A 19,643-nucleotide genomic window follows, 5' to 3' on the forward strand; every position below is an offset into this window, starting at 1 on the left:
ATCACACCACGGCTCAGGCGTTGCGCAGGAACCGGTCCAGCACCCGGACACCGAAGCGCAGCGACTCCACGGGCACCCGCTCGTCGATGCCGTGGAACAGGGAGGCGAAGTCCAGCTCCGGCGGCAGCCGCAGCGGCGAGAAGCCGAAGCAGCGCATGCCCAGGCGTTGGAAGCTCTTGGCGTCGGTGCCGCCGCTCATGGTGAACGGCACCGGCCGGGCGCCGCCGTCCTCGGCCTTCAGCGCGGCGACCATCTGGTCGACCAGCGGCCCGTCGAACGTCGTCTCCACCGCCTGGTCGTGCACCAGCCACTCGCGCTGCACGCCCTCGCCGATCAGCGTGGCGAGCTGCCGCTCGAACTCCTCCTCCTGGCCGTAGAGGAAGCGCCCGTCGACGGTGGCGCTCGCGGTGCCGGGGATGACGTTGGCCTTGTAGCCGGCATCGAGCATCGTGGGGTTGGCCGTGTTGCGCAGGGCCGCGCCGATCATCCGGCTGATGCTGCCGAGCCGGGCCAGCGCCAGCTCGGGCTCGGCCAGGTCGATCTCGATGCCGTACGCGTCCTCCACCGCGGCGATGAACTGGCGCATCGGCGGGGTGAGCGTGAGCGGGAAGCGGTGGCCGCCGATGCGGGCGACGGCCTCGCAGAGCCGGGTGACGGCGTTGTCCTCGTGCAGCATCGAGCCGTGACCGGGCTTGCCGGCGGCGGTGAGCCGCATCCAGGCCAGCCCCTTCTCCGCGGTCTGCACCAGGTAGAGGCGCAGGTCGTCCCGGACGGTGATGCTGAAGCCGCCGACCTCGCTGATCGCCTCGGTGCACCCCTCGAGAAGGTCGGGGTGCTCGTCGACGAGGAAGTGCGCGCCGAGCTTGCCGCCGGCCTCCTCGTCGGCGACGAAGGCCAGCACGATGTCGCGCGGCGGCTGGACGCCGGTGCGGGCCCAGTCGCGCACGAGCGCCAGCACCATGGCGTCCATGTCCTTCATGTCGACCGCGCCGCGGCCCCAGATGTAGCCGTCGCGCTCCTCGCCGGAGAAGGGGTGCACGCTCCACTCCGCCGGGTCGGCGGGGACGACGTCGAGGTGACCGTGCACCAGGAGCGCGGGGCGGCTGCGGTCGGCGCCCGGGATGCGGGCGACCAGGCTGGCCCGGCCGGGCTCGGATTCGTGGATGACCGAGGCGATGCCGACCTCGTCGAGCTTGCCGGCGACCCACTCCGCGGCGGCCCGCTCCCCCGCGCTGGTGGCCGTGCTGCCGGTGTTGGTGGTGTCGATCCGGATGAGGTCGCTGAGCAGCTCGGCCACCTCGGCCTGGGCGCCGGCCAGCGGGGCGGGGGTGTCGGCCATGACCGCGATCGTGCCACCCCGGCGGGGCTCACCCCGGCGGGTGATGCGGTACTCCGCCGTCCGAAACCTGCGGCCGATGGACCATCCGTGAGGACGATGCGCCCGTTCGGCGCCCGTGACCCGCAGGCCGCCGCCGCCAACGCCGCGGTCCTGCTGCTGGTCAGCGCGGCGGTCCTGTTCGTCCTGCCGGCCTTCTACGAGTCGGGCGGCGGCGCGGCGGCGGCGGTCGTCCACTGGGTGGGCCTCGCCGCCCTGCTGGGCACCGCGGTGGCCTGCCGCGTCCTGCCCCCCGAGCGGATCGACCGGTGGAACGGGTTCCTCGGGTTGGGCCTGGCCGGCGTCCTGCTCACCGGTTCGCTCAACCTGCTCACCGCGGACACGTCGGCTGGGGCGCAGGCGTTCTACGCCTTCCCGGTGCTCTGGACGGCCGTGCACCTGCGGACCCCGGCGGTGGTGGTGGTGACCGCCGTCGCGCTCGCCGCCGAGCTGCTCACCCTGCTCGTCCTGCTGCCACCCGCCGCCGCGCTGGCCGACTTCGTCTTCGTCGGCGCCCTGCTCGTGGCCATGGCCAGCCTCCTCGTGCGCGCCAACCGGACGCAGGAGGTGCTGGTGGATGCGCTGCAGCGCCAGCTCACCGTCGACTCCCTGACCGGGCTGGCCACGCGGCGGGCCTTCGACGAGGCGCTGGAGGCCGCGCTCGACCGGCCCGTGCCCGGCGGCACCGCCCTGGTGCTCATCGACGTCGACTCGTTCAAGACGATCAACGACACGTACGGCCACCCGGTCGGCGACGACGTGCTGGTGCACCTGGCCGGGGTGCTGCGCAGCCGCATCCGGAGCGACGACGCGGTGCTCTCCCGGCTGGGCGGCGACGAGTTGGCCGTGCTGCTGCCGGGGTGCGACCGGGAGGCCGCCGCCCGGCGCGCCGCGGACCTGCTGGAGGCGGTCCGGGCCGAGCCTTTCGTGCTCCCCGACGACTCGCTGCTCTCGCTGTCGATCAGCCTCGGGGTGGCTCACCTGCCGCGGCACTCGCGCGACCGGCGGGGGCTGTACACGTCGGCCGACGCGGCGCTCTACGACGCCAAGCGGGCCGGTCGCGGGCGGGTGGCGCTGGCCGCCGGCTGAGCCGCCGGGGGGTGCGTGATCCGGCGCCGGCGGTCAGGTAGTCTTCTGCTCGCACTCGTCCGGGTGGCGGAATGGCAGACGCGCTAGCTTGAGGTGCTAGTGCCCTTTATCGGGCGTGGGGGTTCAAGTCCCCCCTCGGACACCAGCTCGATGTCCCGAGACACCTACATCGGTGTCCCGGGACAACATCGCTCCTTCGGGGCTGGCGGGTGGTTGTTCCGGGCGAGGACCGGGCGCGCGAGCTCGGATCGGTCAGCCGGCGTGGACCCGTTCGGATATGGCGCGTTCGAGGGCGTTGAAGTCCGCCGCGTTCACGTCCCGGTCATCGCCCAGCAGAACCGGGAAGACCTCGGTGATGTGCCCCGGCACCCCCTTGGCGGCGCCCCCGGTCATCACCACCACCCGATCGGCCAGGTACACCGCCTCCTCGATGGAGTGGGTCACGAAGACCACGGTCGTCCCCGCCTCGCGGTACAGCCGGCGCAACTCCTGCTGCATCTGCGTCCGCGTGAGGGCGTCGAGGGCACCGAACGGCTCGTCCATCAGCAGCACAGCCGGGTCGTTGGCGAGCACCCGCGCGATCGCCACGCGCTGCTGCATGCCGCCCGAGAGCTCCCCCGGGAAGCGGTCGGCGAAGCGGGTCAGGCCGACCACCTCGATGAACGCGTCGGCGATCTGGCCCGCCCGGCGGCGAGGTGTCCCCCGCTGCCGCAGCCCGAAGCGGACGTTCTCCGCCACGGTCAGCCAGGGGAACAGCCCGTAGTCCTGGAACACCACCCCCCGGTCCGGGCCGGGGCGCGTGACCGGGCGGCCGCCCACCTCGACCGTCCCGCTGGTGGGTGCCTCGAAACCGGCGAGGATGCGCAGCAGGGTGCTCTTCCCGCAGCCGCTCGCGCCGACGATGGCGACGAACTCCCCCGGCGCGATGTCGAGGGTGACCCCGGCGACGGCGTCCACGCCTGCGGCCCCGCCGTAGCGCTTCCCGAGGTCGTCGACGAGCACCCGACCCCCGTCGGTGTGCCGGGTGAGACGGGACAGGTCGGACACGCTCATGTGGACCTCACCAGGGGACGTCGGCGGAAGATCCCGCGCAGACCGTGCAGCAGGATGCGGTCGGAAAGGAAGCCGGCGAGCCCGATGACGATCATCCCGACGACGACGCGGTCGGTGCGGACCTGTTCGCGGGCCAGCGTGATCATGCTGCCCAGGCCCCACTCGATGCCGTTGCTCTCGCCGAGCACGAGGATGACCCAGGCGAGACCCAACCCGATCCGCAGCCCGCTGACGATGCCGGGGGTCGACGCCGGAACGACCACCTTGAGCAGCACGTTGGCGCGCGAGGTGCCCAGCATCTGCGCCGCCTCGACCAGCCGGGGTGGCACCTCCCGGACCGCGGCCACGGTGTTGAGGAGGATCGGGAAGAAGGCCGACAAGGTGATCAGGAAGATCGTCGCCTGGCTGCCGAAACCGATGATCAGCAGGATCAGCGGCACCCAGGCGGTCGCCGGGATGGGGCGGAAAAGGTTCACCGCCGGGTCGAACGCCGCGTGCACCAGCCGGTAGCGACCCATCAGCACGCCGAGCGGGATCGCCAGCGCCGCGGCCAGGCCGAAACCGGCGAGGACCCGGCCGGTGCTGGCCCACAGGTGCTGCCACAGGGTGCCGCTGAAGGCGTCGTCGAAGACCCCGCCGAACGCGAAGTCCCACAGCAGGCGGGCGACCCGGGCCGGCTCGGGCAGGAACGCCATCTTGATGTCGAAGACGAGGACCCACTGCCCGCGGACACCGAGGTGCCACAGACCGACGATGCCGACGAGAACGCCGAACCCCAGTGCCGCCCGGCCCGCCGCGGCCGACCGTCCGGTCGTCGGGGAGCTCACAACCCTGCCGGCTCGTCGCGTGACGCGAAGGACGCGTCCACGACGTCCTCGAGCGCCGGGGCCTCCTGGATCATCCCGAGACGGGCCATCTGGGCGGCGAGGTTGCCGATCTGCTCCTCGTAGGTCGGCGAGAGGTCGGCGCGGAGCCAGAAGTTCTCCAGCGCGCTCTCGAGAATCGCCTGGTCGCCGCCGTACTCCCCGATCATCTCCGGGAGCCACTCGTCCTGGTTCTCCGCCATGTAGGCGGTGGTCGCGGCGTGGGTGTCCACCACGGCCTTCACGAGCTCGGGGTTCTCCTCGATGAGCCCCCCGGTGGTGAGCAGCGCGATGTTGAGCCGGCCGATCTCGGTCGAGTAGGGGTCGGCGATGACCTGGCCGCCGGCACCGAGCGCGAGGGACACGCCGATCTCGGGTGCGGCGAAGGCATCGATCTGGCCGGTGTTGAAGGCGTTGAAGAACTCGGGGGCGCTGAGCGACACCAGCTCCACGTCCTCGACGTCCACGCCCTCGCGCTCCAGGATGAGCCGCAGGGCGACCAGCTGGGAGCTGGACTCGAGGTAGCCCAACCGCTTGCCGACCAGGTCGCGCACGGACTGGATCTCCGGGGTGCCCACGATGCCGCTGCCGCCGTCCGCAGCAGCGGCGACGATCTGCACGTCGCGGCCGGCCGCTGCGCCGGCGATCGTCGCCGTGATGCTGCCGACGGCGATGTCCACGGACCCGCTGGCGAGCGCGTCGTTGAGTGCCGGCGCGGTCTCGAGCGCGACGACCTCGAACTCGACGTCGCCCTCGGCGTGCTCGGCGTAGAGGTACGGCGCGTAGAAGTGCGGTTGACCCCGCAGGGTCCCCACCTGGACGACCTGTGTTTCGCCGCTCTCCTCCGTGCTGGCGCCCGTCGACGTGCAGCCGGCCATCGCCGTCACCAGGGCGAGCGGCGCGAGGGCGCCGATGGATCGGCGCAGGAAGGAGGAGGACAGGGACGCAGTTGGCATGGGCCGATGCTCGTGGGCACGTGTTGCGGGGTCGTAGCGCGGACATTTCCCGCCGGGATCACGCGCTCGGCCGGGTGTGCTCCTCGTCGCATGCCGACGTCGTGCAGCCTGCACCGGGACGGGCGCGCGGGGAGCACCGGTGGGCCGCGCCGGCGGAACACGGCTGAAACGTCGGTTCCGTAGCTTTCCGCCGGTGATCATTCCAGTGCTCCAGCCGGGGAGCGGCCCGATCGCCGCCGGCACGTACCTCCCCGCCACCCCGGACGCCGTGCTGTGGGGCCGGCTGCCGTGCGCGGCGGACTCCCCGGTGCTCACCGTCACCGCCGGCACCGAGATCACCGTCGACACCGTGAGCCACGAGGGGATCCTGGAGGACCAGGGTCGCGATCCCGTGACGTACTTCGGCCGGCACGGCGTCGCCGAGGTGCTCGAGGACGCCGTCGCCCTGGCGAAGAGCGACGACCCGCACCGGTTCGGGGTCGACGGGCCGCACGTCGTCAGCCGGCCGGTCGCCGTCGAGGGGGCCCGCGTCGGCGACCTGCTGGCGATCACCCTGCTGGACGCCACGCCGCGGGTCCCCTACGGCGTCATCTCCAACCGGCACGGCCGGGGCGCCCTGCCCGGCGAGTACCCCGGCGAGGACCTGCCCGTCTTCAGCGCCTTCGCCGGCGTGGACGCCGACGGAGCGCACGCCTCGCTGCCGCTGACTCCGGGCGGTGAGCGCAGGGCGCGGTTCCCGCTGCACCCCTTCCTCGGCATCATGGGCGTCGCGGTGCTCGGCGGCGAGCGACCGCACTCGGTGCCGCCCGGCCGCCACGGCGGCAACATCGACATCGCCCTGCTGACGGCCGGCAGCACCCTCTACCTGCCGGTCCAGGTCGACGGCGCGCTCGCCTACGTCGGGGACCCGCACTTCGCGCAGGGCGACGGGGAGGTGAGCCTGACCGCCCTGGAGGGCAGTCTCCGCGCGACGCTGCGGCTGGACGTCCTCGCCCGGGAGGAGGCGGTGCGGCGGTTCGGGGAGCTGGCCGGCCCGCTCGCCGAGACCACCGACCACCTGGTGCCCACCGGGCTGGACGAGGACCTCGACACCGCCGTGCAGAACTGCGTGCGTGCCGCGATCGCGCTCCTGCAGGCGCGGTTCGGGATGGACCCGCGGCTGGCCTACGCGTACCTCTCCGCCGCGACCGACTTCCGGATCAGCCAGGTGGTCGACGTCGTCAAGGGCGTGCACGCCACGATCCGGAAGGCCGACTTCGCATGACCGACGCCGGGACGCCACCCGGGCTGCTCGAGGCGGTCGCCGCCTACGAGGCCGCGCTCATGGCCGACGACGTCGCCGTCCTGGACCGGCTGTTCGCCCCCGGGCCGGAGACGCTGCGGGCCGACGCCGACGGCGTGCTGGTCGGGCACGAGCGGATCGTCGCCTTCCGGGCGCGCCGCGGCGGCGCGCCCCGGCGCACGGTCACCGAGACGCACGTGCAGGTGATCGACGCCGACTCCGCCCTCGTCGTGGCGGTGACCGAGCTCGCCCGCGGCGGGCGCGGACTGCAGACGCAGCTGTGGCGCAGGACCCCCGGGGTGCCGGAGCACGGGGGCTGGCGGGTCACCGCCGCGCACGTCTCGGTGGCGCCCCCCGCCCTGGACAGCCGGGTCTGGCGCGTCGTCGGCGACCCGCTCGTCCGGCCGACGGGGACCGGCCCGCTGACCGGGCAGACCGTCGCGGTCAAGGACCTCTACGCGGTGGCCGGTCACCCCGTCGGCGCGGGCAACCCGGCGTGGCTGGCGGGCGCCCGCCCGGAACTCCGGCACGCCGCCGCCGTCGACGCGCTGCTGGCCGCCGGCGCGGCCGTGCGCGGGATCGCCCGCACCGACGAGCTCGCCTACTCCCTGGCCGGTACGAACCCCCACTACGGCACACCACCGAACCCGCGGGCCCCGCACCGCATCCCAGGTGGCTCCTCCAGCGGCAGCGCCAGCGCGGTCGCCCTCGGCCACGCCACCATCGGCCTGGGCACCGACACCGGCGGGTCTATCCGCGTGCCGGCCGCCTACCAGGGATTGTTCGGCATCCGGACGACCCACGGAGCCGTCGACCGGACCGGCCTGGTACCGCTGGCGCCGGAGTTCGACGCGGTGGGCTGGCTGACCCGGTCCCCGGAGCTGCTGCGCACGGTCGGCGACGTGCTGCTGCCGCCGGGATCCCCGGGGGGCAGCACCGAGCTCGTCGTCGTCGACCAGCTCGTCGGCTGCGCGCAGCCCGACGTCGCGGCGGCCGTGCGGGCCTGGACGGCCACGGCCGGCGGGAAGGCCCTCGACGTGCGGCTCGACGAGCTCGACGAGTGGCGCACCGCGTTCCAGACCTGGCAGGCGTTCCAGGCATGGCGCGCGCACGGCGCGTGGCTCGACGGGAACCTCGACGTGCTGGGCGACGACGTGCGCTCCCGCTTCGAGACCGCCTCGCGCGTCGACGAGGCCGCCGCCGAGCGGGCGCGCGCGGTGCTGGACGGTGCCCGCGTCCGGGTGCGGGAGCTCGTCGGCGACCGCGTGCTGGCCCTGCCGAGCGCGCCCTCGGTGGCCCCGTCGATCTCGACCGGCGCCACCCTCGAGGACCGCAACGCCACCATGCGGCTCACCTGCCTGGCCGGGATCGCCGGGCTGCCCGCCGTCAGCATCCCCGTCCGCACCCCCGAGGGGCTTCCCGCCGGCGTCTGCCTGGTGGCCGGAGCCGGGCGCGACCGCGACCTGCTCGACCTCGTCGTCGAGTACACACAACGCTGAAACGGACGCAACGCGGCTGAAACCACCGTTTCCTACGTTCGCCCGGTGCGCATCGCCGAGTTCGACGCCCTCGCAGCCGGGGAGGCCGCGGCGCTGCTGCGGCGCTGCGCCGACATCCCCTCGTTCGTGGCGGCCGTCGCCGGCGGGCGTCCCTACGGCTCGGTGGACGCCCTCCTCGCCGCCGCCCGGGAGGGAACCGCCTCCTGGACCGACGCCGAGGTCGATGCCGCTCTGGCCGACCACCCCCGCATCGGTGAGCAACCGGCCGGCAGCGGCCCGTCCGCCGCGCTGGCCGGCCGGGAGCAGGCCGGCGTGGACCCGGCGGACGAGCTGCTGCGGCGGCGGCTGGCCGAGGGCAACCGGCGGTACGAGGAGCGCTTCGGGCGGATCTACCTCGTCCGCGCCGCAGGGCGCAGCGGGCCGGAGCTGCTGGACCTGCTCGAGCAGCGCTTGGCCAACGACCCCGCGACGGAGTTCTCGGTGACCCGGTCGCAGCTGGCGGAGATTGCCCTGCTCCGGCTGGAGGGGCTGGTGAGCCCGTGAGCTCGTTCAGCACCCACGTCCTCGACGCCGCGCTCGGCCGCCCGGCCGCCGGGATGGACCTGCTCCTCACCCTGCCCGACGGCAGCACCCGGCCGGGCCGGACCGACGACGACGGGCGCGCCCGGGTGGACGCCGACCTGCCGGCGGGCGTGCACACCGTGCAGTTCGAGACCGGCGCCTGGTTCGCCGGCCGGCGACGCGCCACCTTCTACCCCGTCGTGACGGTGACCTTCGCGATGGTCGAGGGCGAGCACCACCACGTCGCGCTGCTCCTGAGCCCGTTCTCCTACACCACCTACCGGGGGTCCTGATGGGCAGCTCGTACGTGCTCGGTTCGCACCAGTACGGCAAGGCAGAGGTCCGGCTGGTCCGCCTCCAGCGGGGGGCGCCGCAGCACGGCATCGCCGACCTCACCGTCACCACCCAGCTGCGCGGCGACTTCGGCGACGCGTACACCGACGGCGACAACGCGCACGTGCATGCCACGGACACGCAGAAGAACACCGTCTACGCGCTCGCCAAGGAGCACGGTGTGGCCTCGCCCGAGGCGTTCCTCCTCCTGCTGGCCGGCCACTGGCGGGCCCAGCCGTGGGTGGCCGGCACGCAGATGACCGCCGAGCACCACGCCTGGGACCGCATCGGTGCCGGCACGCCGGGGGCGGGCCACTCCTTCGCGCGCCACGGCGGCGAGGTGCGCACCGCGGTGGTGCAGACCGACGGCGACGAGACGTTCGTGCTCGGCGGGCTCACCGGGCTGACCCTGCTCAAGAGCACCGGCAGCGAGTTCTCCGGGTTCCCGCGCGACCGGTTCACCACGCTCGCCGAGACCACCGACCGGATCCTCGCCACCAGCGTCACCGCCTGGTGGCGGTACGCGGAGCCCCCACCGGACTGGGACGCCGCCCACGCCACCGTCCGCGCCGCGCTGGTGGAGGCGTTCGCCGCGACCCACAGCCTGGCGCTGCAGCAGACCATCCACGCCATGGGCTCCGCCGCGATGGACGCCGTCCCGGAGGTCGCCGAGATCCGTATCAGCTGCCCGAACAAGCACCACTTCGAGGTCGACCTCGGCCCCTTCGGGCTGACCAACGGCGGTGAGGTGTTCGTCGCGGCCGACCGGCCCTACGGGCTGATCCAGGCCACCCTCCAGCGCGCCGGCGTCCCCGCCGAGCCCCGCGCCTGGACCGCCGTGCCGGCCTTCGCGTGAACGCCGCCCCGACGGCCGGCTCGACGCTGCGCGCGCGGCGGGTGCTCATCGGCGACGACGTCCGGCCCGCCACCGTGCGCATCGCCGGCGGCCGGATCGCCGGGATCGAGCCCTACGACACCGATCTCCCCCCGGACGTGCCGGACACCGCCTACCTGCTCCCCGGCGCGGTGGACACGCACGTGCACGTCAACGAGCCGGGCCGGACCCACTGGGAGGGGTTCTCCACCGCCACGCTGGCCGCCGCTCTCGGTGGCGTCACGACGGTGGTCGACATGCCGCTGAACTCGATCCCGCCGACGACCACGGTCGAGCACCTCCGGCGCAAGCAGGACGCGGCGCGCAGCCGGCTCGCGGTCGACGTGGCGTTCTGGGGTGGCGCGGTGCCGGGCAACGAGCGCGACCTGGAACCGCTGTGGGACGCGGGCGTGGTCGGCTTCAAGTGCTTCCTCTCCCCCAGCGGCGTCGCCGAGTTCCCGCCGCTGGACCCTGCCGGCTTCCGCCGCGCGCTACGGACCGTCGCCGGGTTCGGCGGGCTGGTCGTGGTGCACGCCGAGGACCCCGCCGTCCTGGACGCCGCACCCGCCCGCCCGAGCCGGGCGTACGCCGACTTCCTGCTCAGCCGGCCCGACGAGGCCGAGACCGGGGCGATCCGGCAGGTGCTCGACGGCGCCCGGGAGACCGGCGCCCGGGTGCACGTGCTGCACCTCTCCAGCGCGCGGGCGCTCCCCCTGCTCCGCGACGCCCGCGACGAGGGCCTGGCGGTCACCGTCGAGACCTGCCCGCACTACCTCGTCCTCAGCGCCGAGCAGATCCCGGACGCCGCGCCCGAGTTCAAGTGCTGCCCGCCGATCCGCGACGCCGGCAACCGCGACGAGCTCTGGGCGGCGCTCGCCGAGGGGGTCCTCGACTGCGTCGTCAGCGACCACTCCCCCGCGACGGCCGAGGAGAAGACCCGGGGTGACGGCGACCTCCAGCAGGCCTGGGGCGGCGTCTCGGGGCTGCAGGTCGGGTTCACCGCCGTCGCCGCCGAGGCCGCCCGGCGCGGCATCGACGTGGCGACGGTCAGCCGCTGGATGTCCCGGAACACCGCCGACCTCGTCGGGTTCGGCGCCAAGGGCCGGATCGCGGTCGGCGCCGATGCCGACTTGGTGGTCTACGACCCCTTTCAGGAGACCGCCGTCGCCGCCGAGCGGCTGGCGCACCGCAACCCCATCTCGGCCTACGACGGGCTCACCTTCCCCGGCCGTGTCACCCGCACCCTCGTGCGCGGTTCCGTGGTCGACCCCGACCGGCCCGACCACGGGTGGGGCCGGCAGCTCAGGAGGACCGCCTGATGGTCGCCACCGCCGGTCTCGACGTCCCCCCACGGCTGCTCATGGGCCCCGGGCCGATCACCGTCGACCCCCGGGTCCTGCGCGCGATGTCCGCCCAGCTGGTCGGGCAGTTCGACCCGTTCATGACCGCGACCATGAACGAGACGATGGCCCTCTACCGCGAGGTGTTCCGCACCGCCAACGAGCAGACCCTCCTCGTCGACGGCACCTCCCGCGCCGGCATCGAGGCGGCGCTGGTCTCGCTGCTGGAGCCTGGGGACCGGGTCCTCGTGCCGGTCTTCGGGCGGTTCGGCGCCCTGCTGCGCGAGATCGCCGAGCGCTGCGGTGCCGCCGTGCACACCGTCGAGGTGCCCTGGGGCGAGGTGGTACCGGCGGAGGTGGTGGAGGAGGCGGTGCTGCGGGTCCGGCCGAAGCTCGTCGCCGTCGTCCACGGCGACACCTCGACCACGATGTGCCAGCCGCTCGCCGACATCGGGGAGATCTGCCGCCGGCACGGCGTCCTCCTCTACTGCGACGCCACCGCCTCTCTCGGCGGCAACACCTTCGAGGCCGACGCCTGGGGGGTCGACGTCGCCACCGCCGGCCTGCAGAAGTGCCTCGGCGGCCCGCCGGGCAGCGCGCCGATCACCCTCTCGCCGCGGGCGGTCGAGCTGATCGAGGCCCGCACGCACGTGGAGGCCGGCATCCGCGACGACGGTGACACCGACCGGGGCACCCGCATCGCCAGCAACTACCTCGACCTGGCCCAGGTGATGGCGTACTGGGGCCCGCGCCGGCTCAACCACCACACCGAGGCCAGCTCGATGCTCTACGCCGCGCGGGAGTGCGCCCGGCTGCTGGTCGAGGAGGGTCTCGACGCCGCGGTCGCCCGGCACGAACTGCACGGGCGGGCGATGCTCGCCGGCGTCCGCGGCCTGGGCCTGGAGGTCTTCGGCGACCCGGCGCACAGGATGAGCAACGTCGTCGCGGTGCACGTCCCCGACGGCGTCGCAGCGGACACCGTGCGCGCCGCCCTGCTCGAGGACTTCGGCATCGAGATCGGCACCTCGTTCGGCCCCCTGCACGGGCGGGTCTGGCGGATCGGCACGATGGGCTACAACGCCCGGCGCGACGCCGTCCTCACCACGCTGGCCGCGCTCGAGCAGGTGCTGCGCGGCTGCGGGGCGGCGGTGCCCGCCGGCGGCGGTGTGGGTGCCGCCCGCGAGGTGTACGCAGGATGACCACCGCAGCCACCGTGCTGGCCCGCTGCGCCGAGCTGGACCGCCTCTCCGCCTCCCCCGACCGCCTCGAGCGCCTCCACCTCACGCCGCAGCACGCGGCGGCCAACCGGCTGACCGCGTCGTGGATGGCGGCCGCTGGGCTGACCCCGTGGCAGGACCCGGCGGGCAACCAGTGGGGCCGACGCGAGGGACGGGCCCCGGGGCTGCCGGCCCTGGTGCTCGGGTCGCACCTGGACACCGTGCCCGACGCCGGCAGCTACGACGGGATGCTCGGCGTGGTCATGGCCGTGGCGGTGGCCGAGCGGCTCCGCGACGCCGATCTCCCGTTCGCCCTGGAGGTGGTGGGTTTCGGGGACGAGGAGGGTGCCCGCTTCGGCACCGCGCTGCTCGGCAGCCGGGCCGTGGCCGGCACCTGGGACCCGGCGTGGTGGGAGCTGCGCGACGCCGGGGGCGTGTCGCTGCACCGGGCCTTCGTCGACTTCGGGCTCGACCCGGCGCGGATCGGCGCGGCCGCCCGGGCGCCGGAGGAGCTGGTCGGCTACCTGGAGGCGCACATCGAGCAGGGCCCCTGCCTCGAGGCGGCCGACCGGTCGCTGGGCTACGTCACCACGATCGCCGGCGCGCGCCGGTTCCGGCTCGCGGTGCTGGGCGAGGCCCGGCACGCCGGCGGGACTCCGTACGAGCGCCGCCGCGACGCGCTGGTCGGCGCGGGCGAGGCGGTGGTCGCCGTCGAGCGGCTGGCGCGGGCCTCCGGCTGCATCGCCACCGTCGGCCGGCTGGAGGTGCAGCCGGGCGCGGTCAACGTCGTCCCCGGCCGCGCCGACCTCACCCTCGACCTGCGCGCCGCGACCGACGCCGAGCGCGACGGGATGTGGGACGCGCTGCACGCCGAGATCGACGGCATCTGCGCACGCCGGGGCCTCCGGCTGGAGGTCGTCGAGAACCACCGCGCCCCCGCCGTGCCCTGCGCCGCCTGGCTGCAGCAAGCGGTGGTCGAGGGCATCGGCGCGACCGACGACCGCGGAGCGGACCAGCCGATGGGGCTGTGGAGCCGGGCCGGGCACGACGCGATGGCGATGGCGGCGGTCACCGACGTCGGCATGCTGTTCCTCCGTTGCGCGGACGGGATCAGCCATGCCCCCGACGAGGACGTCCGCGAGGTCGACGTCGCGCGCGGGCTGGACGCGTTCGAGGCGGCGGTGCTCCGGGTGGCCGCCGAGGTCGAGGCGCGGACGTGACCGGGCTCCGGATCGACGAGCGGATCGCTCGCTGCCACCCGGCGCTGACCTCCCAGGAACGGCGGGCCGCCGAGACCCTGCTGGACCACCTTGACGACCTGGCCACCTACCGCGCCGCCGAGCTGGCCGCCCTGGCCGGGGTCTCCAAGGCGACGATGAGCCGGCTGTTCCGCTCGCTCGGCTTCAGCGACTTCGACGAGGTCCGTGACCACCTCCGGTCGCTGCGCACCGCCGGCGAGCCGCGGCGGGTGGGCGGGACCCCGGACCTGGCCGCGCACGCCTCCTGCGAGGCCGACGCCGTCGCCACCGCGGTGCTGGAGCCGGCGGTGGCCGAGGCCGTGGCGGTGCTCGCCGACGCCCGCCAGGTGCTGGTCGTCGGCTGGCGCAACAGCCACCCGGTGGCCCTGCACCTGCGCGAGCAGCTGGTGCAGGCCCGGCCCCGGGTGCACCTGGCGCCCGTGCCGGGTCAGGTGCTGGGTGAGGAGCTCGCCGACCTGGGCCGTGGCGACGTCGTGCTGGCCGTCGGCTTCCGCCGCCGGCCGGCCGGGTTCGCCGGTTTCCTCGCCACCGCCGCGTCGACCGGCGCCGACGTCGTCCTCCTGGGCGACCCGACCGCCGCCGGCCACTCGGGTGCCGCGCGGGTGTGGCTGCCCTGCCCGGTGCAGGGAACGCTCGCCTACGACTCCTACGCCGCCGCGATGAGCGTGGTCGCGGTGCTCGCCGACGGCGTCCTCGCCCGCGTGGGCCGCGCCGGTCGCGACCGGATCTCGGCGATCAGCGACACCTACTCACGGCTGGGCGAGGTGGAGGAATGGACCTGACCCACGTGGAGACCTACCGCGGCGCGCACGACCGGGAGGGTCTGCGGCTGCGCCCGGGTGAGCGGTTGCTCGCCGGCGGGACGTGGCTGTTCTCGGAGCCGCAGCCGGAGGTCACCGGCCTGGTCGACCTCACGGCGATGGAGTGGGAGCCCTGGGAGCCGCTGCCGGGCGGCGGCCTGCGGCTGGCCGCCACCTGCACGGTGCAGCAGGCCCGCTCGGCACCGTGGCCCTCCCCCGCGCTGGCGGAGCAGTGCGCCGACGCCCTGCTGATGTCGTTCAAGGTGCAGTCGGCCGCGACCGTGGGCGGCAACCTGTGCCTGGGCCTGCCGGCCGGCGCCATGATCGCGCTGACCGCCGCGCTGGCCGGTGACGTCGTCGTGTGGACGCCCGACGGCGCCGAGCGGCGAGCACCGGTGGCGGACTTCGTGCTCGACGCAGGCGTCGTCGACCTGCGGCCCGGCGAGGTGCTCCGCTCGGTGGAGCTGCCCGGGCCCGCGCTGCGGCAGGCCAGCGCCCTGCGCAGGGCGGCGCTGACCACCTACGGCCGTTCCGCCGCCCTGGTGATCGGGCGGCGGAGCGCCGACTCGGTCGTGCTCACCGTGACCGCCTCGGTGCCCCGGCCGGTGGTGCTGGCGCTGCCGCCCACCGAGACCGCGGCGGCGGTGCGCGACGCGGTCGCCGCCGCCTGCGACGCCACGGGGTGGTTCGCCGATCCGCACGGTGCCGCCGACTGGCGGGCCGCCCAGACGGTACGGCTCGCGGCCGAGGTGCACGCCGAGCTGGTGGAGGGAGCCGCATGATCCTCGACGGGGACGAGGTGCCCGGCGCGCCGGCGCCCGGGCAGTGCCTGCGCAGCTGGATCCGCGCCTGCGGGGGGACGGCGGTGAAGAAGGGCTGCGACTCCGGTGACTGCGGCGCGTGCACCGTCCTGCTGGACGGCGTGCCCGTGCACTCCTGCATCACCCCGGCGGCCCGCGCCGCCGGCCGGGCGGTGACGACGGCGGCCGGGCTCGGGACGCCTGGGGAGCTGTCACCGGTGCAGCGCCGCTTCGTCGAGGCCGGCGCGTTCCAGTGCGGGTTCTGCACGCCCGGGTGGGTGGTGACCGCGACGGCGCTGGCCGACGCCGACGGCACCGTGCAGGTGGCCGAGCCGGAGCGGGCCTTCAAGGGGAACCTGTGCCGCTGCACCGGCTACCGCTCGATCCGGGACGCCCTCGCGGGGACGGTCAACGTGACGGCCGGGGGCGGCGTCGGCTGCTCGGTCGCCGCCCCGGCCGGACCGCGGGTGGTCACCGGCCGCGAGGCCTTCACCCTCGACCTGCCGGACACCGGGGTGCTGCACGTGGCCCTGGTCCGCTCGCCGCACGCGCACGCCCGCGTCGTCGCGGTCGACCGCAGCGCCGCGGAGGAGGTGCCCGGCGTCGTGCTGGTGCTGACGCCGGCCGACTCCCCGGACGTCCTGTACTCGACCGCCCGGCACGAGAACCGGCTGGACGACCCCGACGACACCCGCCTGCTGGACGAGGTCGTGCGGTTCCGGGGGCAACGGGTCGTGGCGGTCGTAGCAGAGTCCGCCGCCGCCGCGCAACGCGCCGCCGCCCTGGTCGACGTGCGGTACGAAGTCCTGCCGGCCGTCTTCGACCCCGAGGCGTCGCGCGCCCCCGGTGCTCCGCTGCTGCACGGCGACAAGGACGCCGCCGCTTCCCGGATCGCCGACCCGGCCCGCAACGTCGTGGCCGCCACGCACGGCGAGGTCGGCGATGTCGCGACCGGGCTCCGGACCGCCGCGCACACCGTGCGGGGCACGTGGACCAGCGGCCGGGTCGCCCACGCCGCCCTGGAGACGCACGGCGCCCGGGCCTGGGTCGACGACGACGGCACCCTCGTCGTCCGCACCAGCACCCAGGTGCCGTTCCTCGTCCGCGACGAACTGGCCCGGGTGCTCGGCCACGCACCGGACCGGGTGCGGGTGGTCGCGGCCCGGGTGGGGGGCGGCTTCGGCGGCAAGCAGGAACTCCTCGTCGAGGACGTCGTGGCGCTGGCGGCGCTGCGGCTCGCCGAGCGCGGCGACCGGCGGCCGGTGCAGCTGGAGATGACCCGCGAGGAGCAGTTCACCGCGATCCCGCTGCGCCACCCGATGCGGGTGACCGTGGAGCTCGGGGCCGACGCGGAAGGACGGCTCACCGCGATGCGGGTCGAGGTGCTCAGCGACACCGGGGCATACGGCAACCACGGGCCCGGGGTCATGTTCCACGGCGTCCACGAATCGGTGGCCGTCTACCGCTGCCCGGCCAAGCGGGTCGACGCCGAGGCCGTCTACACGAACAACCCGCCCAGCGGTGCCTTCCGCGGCTACGGGCTGGGCCAGGTGGTCTTCGCGATCGAGTCGGCGCTGGACGAGCTGGCCCGCGAGGTCGGGATCACCCCGTTCGACCTGCGGCGCCGCAACGTGGTGGTGCCCGGCGACCCGCTGGTCGTCAACGGTCCGCCCACGACCGACCTGGAGTTCGGCAGCTACGGCCTGGACCAGTGCCTGGACCTCGCCGAGGCAGCGCTGGCCGACACCCGCCCGGTCGTCCCGCCCGCCGAGGGCTGGGCGATCGGCGAGGGCATGGCGCTGGCCATGATCGCCACCATCCCGCCGCGCGGGCACCACTCGCACGCGCGGATCGCCCTCTCGACCGACGGCACCGCGACGGTCGCGGTCGGCACGGCCGAGTTCGGCAACGGAACGGCGACCGTGCACACCCAGCTCGTTGCCCAGGCCCTGGGGCTGGACCCCGACCGCGTCCGGCTGATCGCCTCCGACACCGCCACCTCCGGCTACGACTCCGGCGCCTTCGGATCCACCGGGTCGGTGGTCGCCGGACTGGCCGTTCAGCGCGCCGCGGCCGAGGTGCGCCACCGGCTGGACGCCCTCGGCGGGCTCCCCGCCCTGCGCCGGACGGAGGGCCCCGTCGTGGCCACCGGCACCTGCGACGGCGGCCGGCGCTCGGTGGCCTTCAACGTCCACGCCGTCCGGGTCGCGGTGCACCCGGCCACCGGCGAGGTGCGCGTCCTGGACTCGGTGCAGGCCGTGGACGCCGGGGTGGTGCTCAACCCCGAGCAGCTGCGCGGCCAGGTGGAGGGCGGGGTGGCGCAGGCGGTCGGTTCCGCGTTGCAGGAGGAGGTCGTCGTCGTGGACGGCGACGTGCGCACGCGCGGCTTTCGCACCTACCGCACCCCGCAGCTGGGCGACGTGCCGACGACGCGGGTCCTGGTCGCGGACACCGTCGACGCCCTGGGCCCGCACGGCGCCAAGTCGATGAGCGAGGCCCCCTACAACCCGGTCGCACCCGCGATCGCCAACGCCGTGCGCGACGCCCTCGGCGTCCGCCCCCACGACCTGCCGATGAGCAGGGACCGCATCTGGCGCCTGACCCGAGGAGGCACCCCATGACGTCCGCTGCCGACGAGACGTGGCTGCAGCAGGCCGTCGACCTCGCCACCGCCAACGTGGCCGCCGGCGGCGGCCCCTTCGGGGCGGTCGTCGTCCGTGGCGACGAGGTCGTCGCGATCGGCGTCAACCGGGTGACCCGCGACCTGGACCCCACCGCCCACGCCGAGGTCAGCGCGATCCGCGCGGCCTGCCGGGAGCTCGGCGTCTTCTCCCTCGCCGGGTGCACGCTGTACACCTCGTGCGAGCCGTGCCCTATGTGCGCGACCTCCGCGCTGTGGGCGCGGCTGGACCGCGTGGTGTTCGCGGCGAACCGCCACGACGCGGCCGACGGCGGCTTCGACGACCGGGCCTTCTACGACCTGCTCACCGCGGCCCCGCTCTCCTGGCCGACCGCCGTGCACGAGCTGCGGCTGGGCACCGCGGTCACGCCGTTCGCGGCCTGGCGGGACAACCCGGTGCGCGTCGACTACTGACCCGGCGGAACGACCGTTCCAGGCCGGGATGGGAGTTTCTTTTACGCCGCCGAAACGCTGCTCCACCTGGGCCGAAACCCACCGCTCCTAGCGTCCCGCACGGACGACGACGGGGCCGGGGAACCGCTCCGCCGTCGAGAAGAACCCGCCCCTTCCGACCAGGAGAAGCCCATGAACAAGCGCGTCCTGCGCACCGCCAGCGCGCTCACCGGGGCCGTCCTCGCCCTCACGGCGTGCGGCGGCTCGGCCGAGACCGACACCGCCGCCGCCGAGGGCGAGGGCGGGGACCTCGGCCCGCTGACGCTGCAGTTGTCCTGGATCAAGAACGCCGAGTTCGCCGGCGAGTACTTCGCCGACAGCAACGGCCACTACACCGCGGTCGGCTTCTCCGACGTGACGATGGACCCCGGCCCGGGGCCGATCGAGACGCTCGTGGCTAGCGGGGAGGCCGACTTCGGCCTGAGCAACGCCGTGGCCACCGCCCAGGTGATCGCCGAGGAGGACGCGCCGCTCAAGATCGTCGGCACCAAGTTCCAGAAGAACCCGTTCACCATCCTCTCCCTGGCCGACGGCGGGAACATCGCCACTCCGCAAGACCTGGTGGGCAAGAGGATCGGCGTCCAGGCCGGCGGCAACGAGACGCTGTTCGACGCGCTGCTCGAGGTCAACGGCATCGACCCCGCCTCCGTGGAGAAGGTGCCGGTCGAGTACGACCCGGCGCCGCTGATCGACGGCGAGGTCGACGGCTTCCTGGCCTACCTGACCAACGAGTCGATCACCGTCCAGGCCGCCGGCTACGAGGTGACCAACCTGCCCTTCGCCGACAACGGCCTGCCCTTCGTCGCCGAGAGCATCATCACGACCGACGAGATGATCGCCGAGAACCCCGAAGCGGTGAAGGCGTTTCTGGAGGCCGAGATCCTCGGCTGGCAGGACTACCTGCGCGACCCGGAGGAAGGCGCCCGGCTCGCGGTCGAGGAGTACGGGGCGGACCTGGACCTGGACATGGCCAAGGAGGTCGAGCAGGCGGAGGTGCAGAGCACCCTGATCGTCACGCCCGACGTCGAGTCCAACGGGCTGCTGACCATCTCCGACGAGCTGATCGACCAGAACCTGGCCACCCTGGCCGCCGCCGGCATCGACATCTCCGACGCCGACGACCTCTTCGACCTCTCCCTCCTCGAGGAGCTGCTCGAGGAGAAGCCGGAGCTCGTCGAGGTGCCCAGCGCGGCCTGACCGCCCCGATCC

18 protein-coding genes and 1 tRNA gene are annotated in these 19,643 nt (G+C 74.5%); 15 read left to right on the forward strand and 4 right to left on the reverse strand.

Translation table 11 applies throughout. The features are described 5' to 3' along the window. Nucleotides 1-13: 13 nt before the first annotated feature. Nucleotides 14-1,339 (reverse strand): M20/M25/M40 family metallo-hydrolase, encoded by a 1,326-nt coding sequence (locus ACI792_RS05350; RefSeq protein WP_456601664.1) that lies wholly within the window; start codon nt 1,337-1,339, stop codon nt 14-16. A 96-nt stretch (nt 1,340-1,435) separates the two neighbouring features. On the opposite strand from ACI792_RS05350, the gene ACI792_RS05355 reads away from it, so the two are divergent. Further along, entirely contained in the window at nt 1,436-2,464 is a 1,029-nt protein-coding gene (locus ACI792_RS05355; RefSeq protein WP_456601800.1) for a GGDEF domain-containing protein, read from the forward strand. A gap of 57 nt (nt 2,465-2,521) precedes the next feature. Next, nucleotides 2,522-2,609 (forward strand) — tRNA-Leu (locus ACI792_RS05360). 107 nt (nt 2,610-2,716) lie between these two features. On the opposite strand, the gene ACI792_RS05365 is transcribed toward ACI792_RS05360, so the two are convergent. Genes ACI792_RS05365 through ACI792_RS05375 form a run of 3 tightly spaced genes read right to left on the reverse strand, consistent with a single transcriptional unit; the run spans nt 2,717 to nt 5,336 of the window. Then, complete coding sequence (locus tag ACI792_RS05365; RefSeq protein WP_456601665.1) at nt 2,717-3,517, reverse strand: ABC transporter ATP-binding protein; 801 nt, start codon at nt 3,515-3,517, stop codon at nt 2,717-2,719. Next, nucleotides 3,514-4,344 (reverse strand): ABC transporter permease, encoded by an 831-nt coding sequence (locus ACI792_RS05370; protein ID WP_456601666.1) that lies wholly within the window; start codon nt 4,342-4,344, stop codon nt 3,514-3,516. The genes ACI792_RS05365 and ACI792_RS05370 overlap by 4 nt, the downstream gene beginning before the upstream one ends. After that, nucleotides 4,341-5,336 carry an ABC transporter substrate-binding protein gene (locus ACI792_RS05375; RefSeq protein ID WP_456601667.1) on the reverse strand — a complete coding sequence of 332 codons (996 nt, stop codon included), beginning with the start codon at nt 5,334-5,336 and terminating at the stop codon, nt 4,341-4,343. Before ACI792_RS05375 ends, ACI792_RS05370 begins: the two co-directional genes overlap by 4 nt. Before the next feature lie 193 nt (nt 5,337-5,529). On the opposite strand from ACI792_RS05375, the gene ACI792_RS05380 reads away from it, so the two are divergent. From ACI792_RS05380 to ACI792_RS05440, 13 genes are all read left to right on the forward strand, one after another. Continuing rightward, nucleotides 5,530-6,600 carry an acetamidase/formamidase family protein gene (locus ACI792_RS05380; protein ID WP_456601668.1) on the forward strand — a complete coding sequence of 357 codons (1,071 nt, stop codon included), beginning with the start codon at nt 5,530-5,532 and terminating at the stop codon, nt 6,598-6,600. Next, nucleotides 6,597-8,117, forward strand: a complete 1,521-nt coding sequence (locus ACI792_RS05385) for an AtzH-like domain-containing protein (protein WP_456601669.1) — start codon at nt 6,597-6,599, stop codon at nt 8,115-8,117. Before ACI792_RS05380 ends, ACI792_RS05385 begins: the two co-directional genes overlap by 4 nt. Before the next feature lie 45 nt (nt 8,118-8,162). Then, nucleotides 8,163-8,660 carry a 2-oxo-4-hydroxy-4-carboxy-5-ureidoimidazoline decarboxylase gene (uraD, locus tag ACI792_RS05390; protein ID WP_456601670.1) on the forward strand — a complete coding sequence of 166 codons (498 nt, stop codon included), beginning with the start codon at nt 8,163-8,165 and terminating at the stop codon, nt 8,658-8,660. Beyond that, a complete protein-coding gene (gene uraH / locus ACI792_RS05395) occupies nt 8,657-8,971 on the forward strand; it encodes a hydroxyisourate hydrolase (protein WP_456601671.1) in 315 nt (104 codons plus the stop codon). Before uraD ends, uraH begins: the two co-directional genes overlap by 4 nt. Then, the gene (gene pucL, locus ACI792_RS05400; RefSeq protein WP_456601672.1) at nt 8,971-9,867 is read left to right on the forward strand and encodes a factor-independent urate hydroxylase; all 897 of its coding nucleotides are present in this window, start codon (nt 8,971-8,973) and stop codon (nt 9,865-9,867) included. Before uraH ends, pucL begins: the two co-directional genes overlap by 1 nt. Then, entirely contained in the window at nt 9,864-11,204 is a 1,341-nt protein-coding gene (allB, locus tag ACI792_RS05405) for an allantoinase AllB (RefSeq protein WP_456601673.1), read from the forward strand. Before pucL ends, allB begins: the two co-directional genes overlap by 4 nt. Continuing rightward, nucleotides 11,204-12,424, forward strand: coding sequence for a pyridoxal-phosphate-dependent aminotransferase family protein (locus tag ACI792_RS05410; protein WP_456601674.1), 1,221 nt, complete (start codon nt 11,204-11,206; stop codon nt 12,422-12,424). The genes allB and ACI792_RS05410 overlap by 1 nt, the downstream gene beginning before the upstream one ends. Beyond that, nucleotides 12,421-13,662 carry an allantoate amidohydrolase gene (locus ACI792_RS05415; RefSeq protein ID WP_456601675.1) on the forward strand — a complete coding sequence of 414 codons (1,242 nt, stop codon included), beginning with the start codon at nt 12,421-12,423 and terminating at the stop codon, nt 13,660-13,662. Before ACI792_RS05410 ends, ACI792_RS05415 begins: the two co-directional genes overlap by 4 nt. Beyond that, entirely contained in the window at nt 13,659-14,483 is an 825-nt protein-coding gene (locus ACI792_RS05420) for a MurR/RpiR family transcriptional regulator (RefSeq protein ID WP_456601676.1), read from the forward strand. Before ACI792_RS05415 ends, ACI792_RS05420 begins: the two co-directional genes overlap by 4 nt. Continuing rightward, nucleotides 14,474-15,283: an FAD binding domain-containing protein gene (locus ACI792_RS05425; protein WP_456601677.1), complete on the forward strand. Its 810-nt coding sequence runs from the start codon at nt 14,474-14,476 to the stop codon at nt 15,281-15,283. Before ACI792_RS05420 ends, ACI792_RS05425 begins: the two co-directional genes overlap by 10 nt. Next, on the forward strand, nt 15,280-17,922 hold the full coding sequence (locus tag ACI792_RS05430; protein ID WP_456601678.1) for a molybdopterin-dependent oxidoreductase: 2,643 nt from the start codon (nt 15,280-15,282) through the stop codon (nt 17,920-17,922). The genes ACI792_RS05425 and ACI792_RS05430 overlap by 4 nt, the downstream gene beginning before the upstream one ends. Beyond that, nucleotides 17,919-18,395 (forward strand): nucleoside deaminase, encoded by a 477-nt coding sequence (locus ACI792_RS05435; protein WP_456601679.1) that lies wholly within the window; start codon nt 17,919-17,921, stop codon nt 18,393-18,395. The genes ACI792_RS05430 and ACI792_RS05435 overlap by 4 nt, the downstream gene beginning before the upstream one ends. A gap of 171 nt (nt 18,396-18,566) precedes the next feature. Continuing rightward, nucleotides 18,567-19,631 (forward strand): ABC transporter substrate-binding protein, encoded by a 1,065-nt coding sequence (locus tag ACI792_RS05440; RefSeq protein ID WP_456601680.1) that lies wholly within the window; start codon nt 18,567-18,569, stop codon nt 19,629-19,631. Nucleotides 19,632-19,643 lie beyond the last annotated feature (12 nt).

The organism is Blastococcus sp. SYSU DS0669 (genome assembly GCF_054050895.1).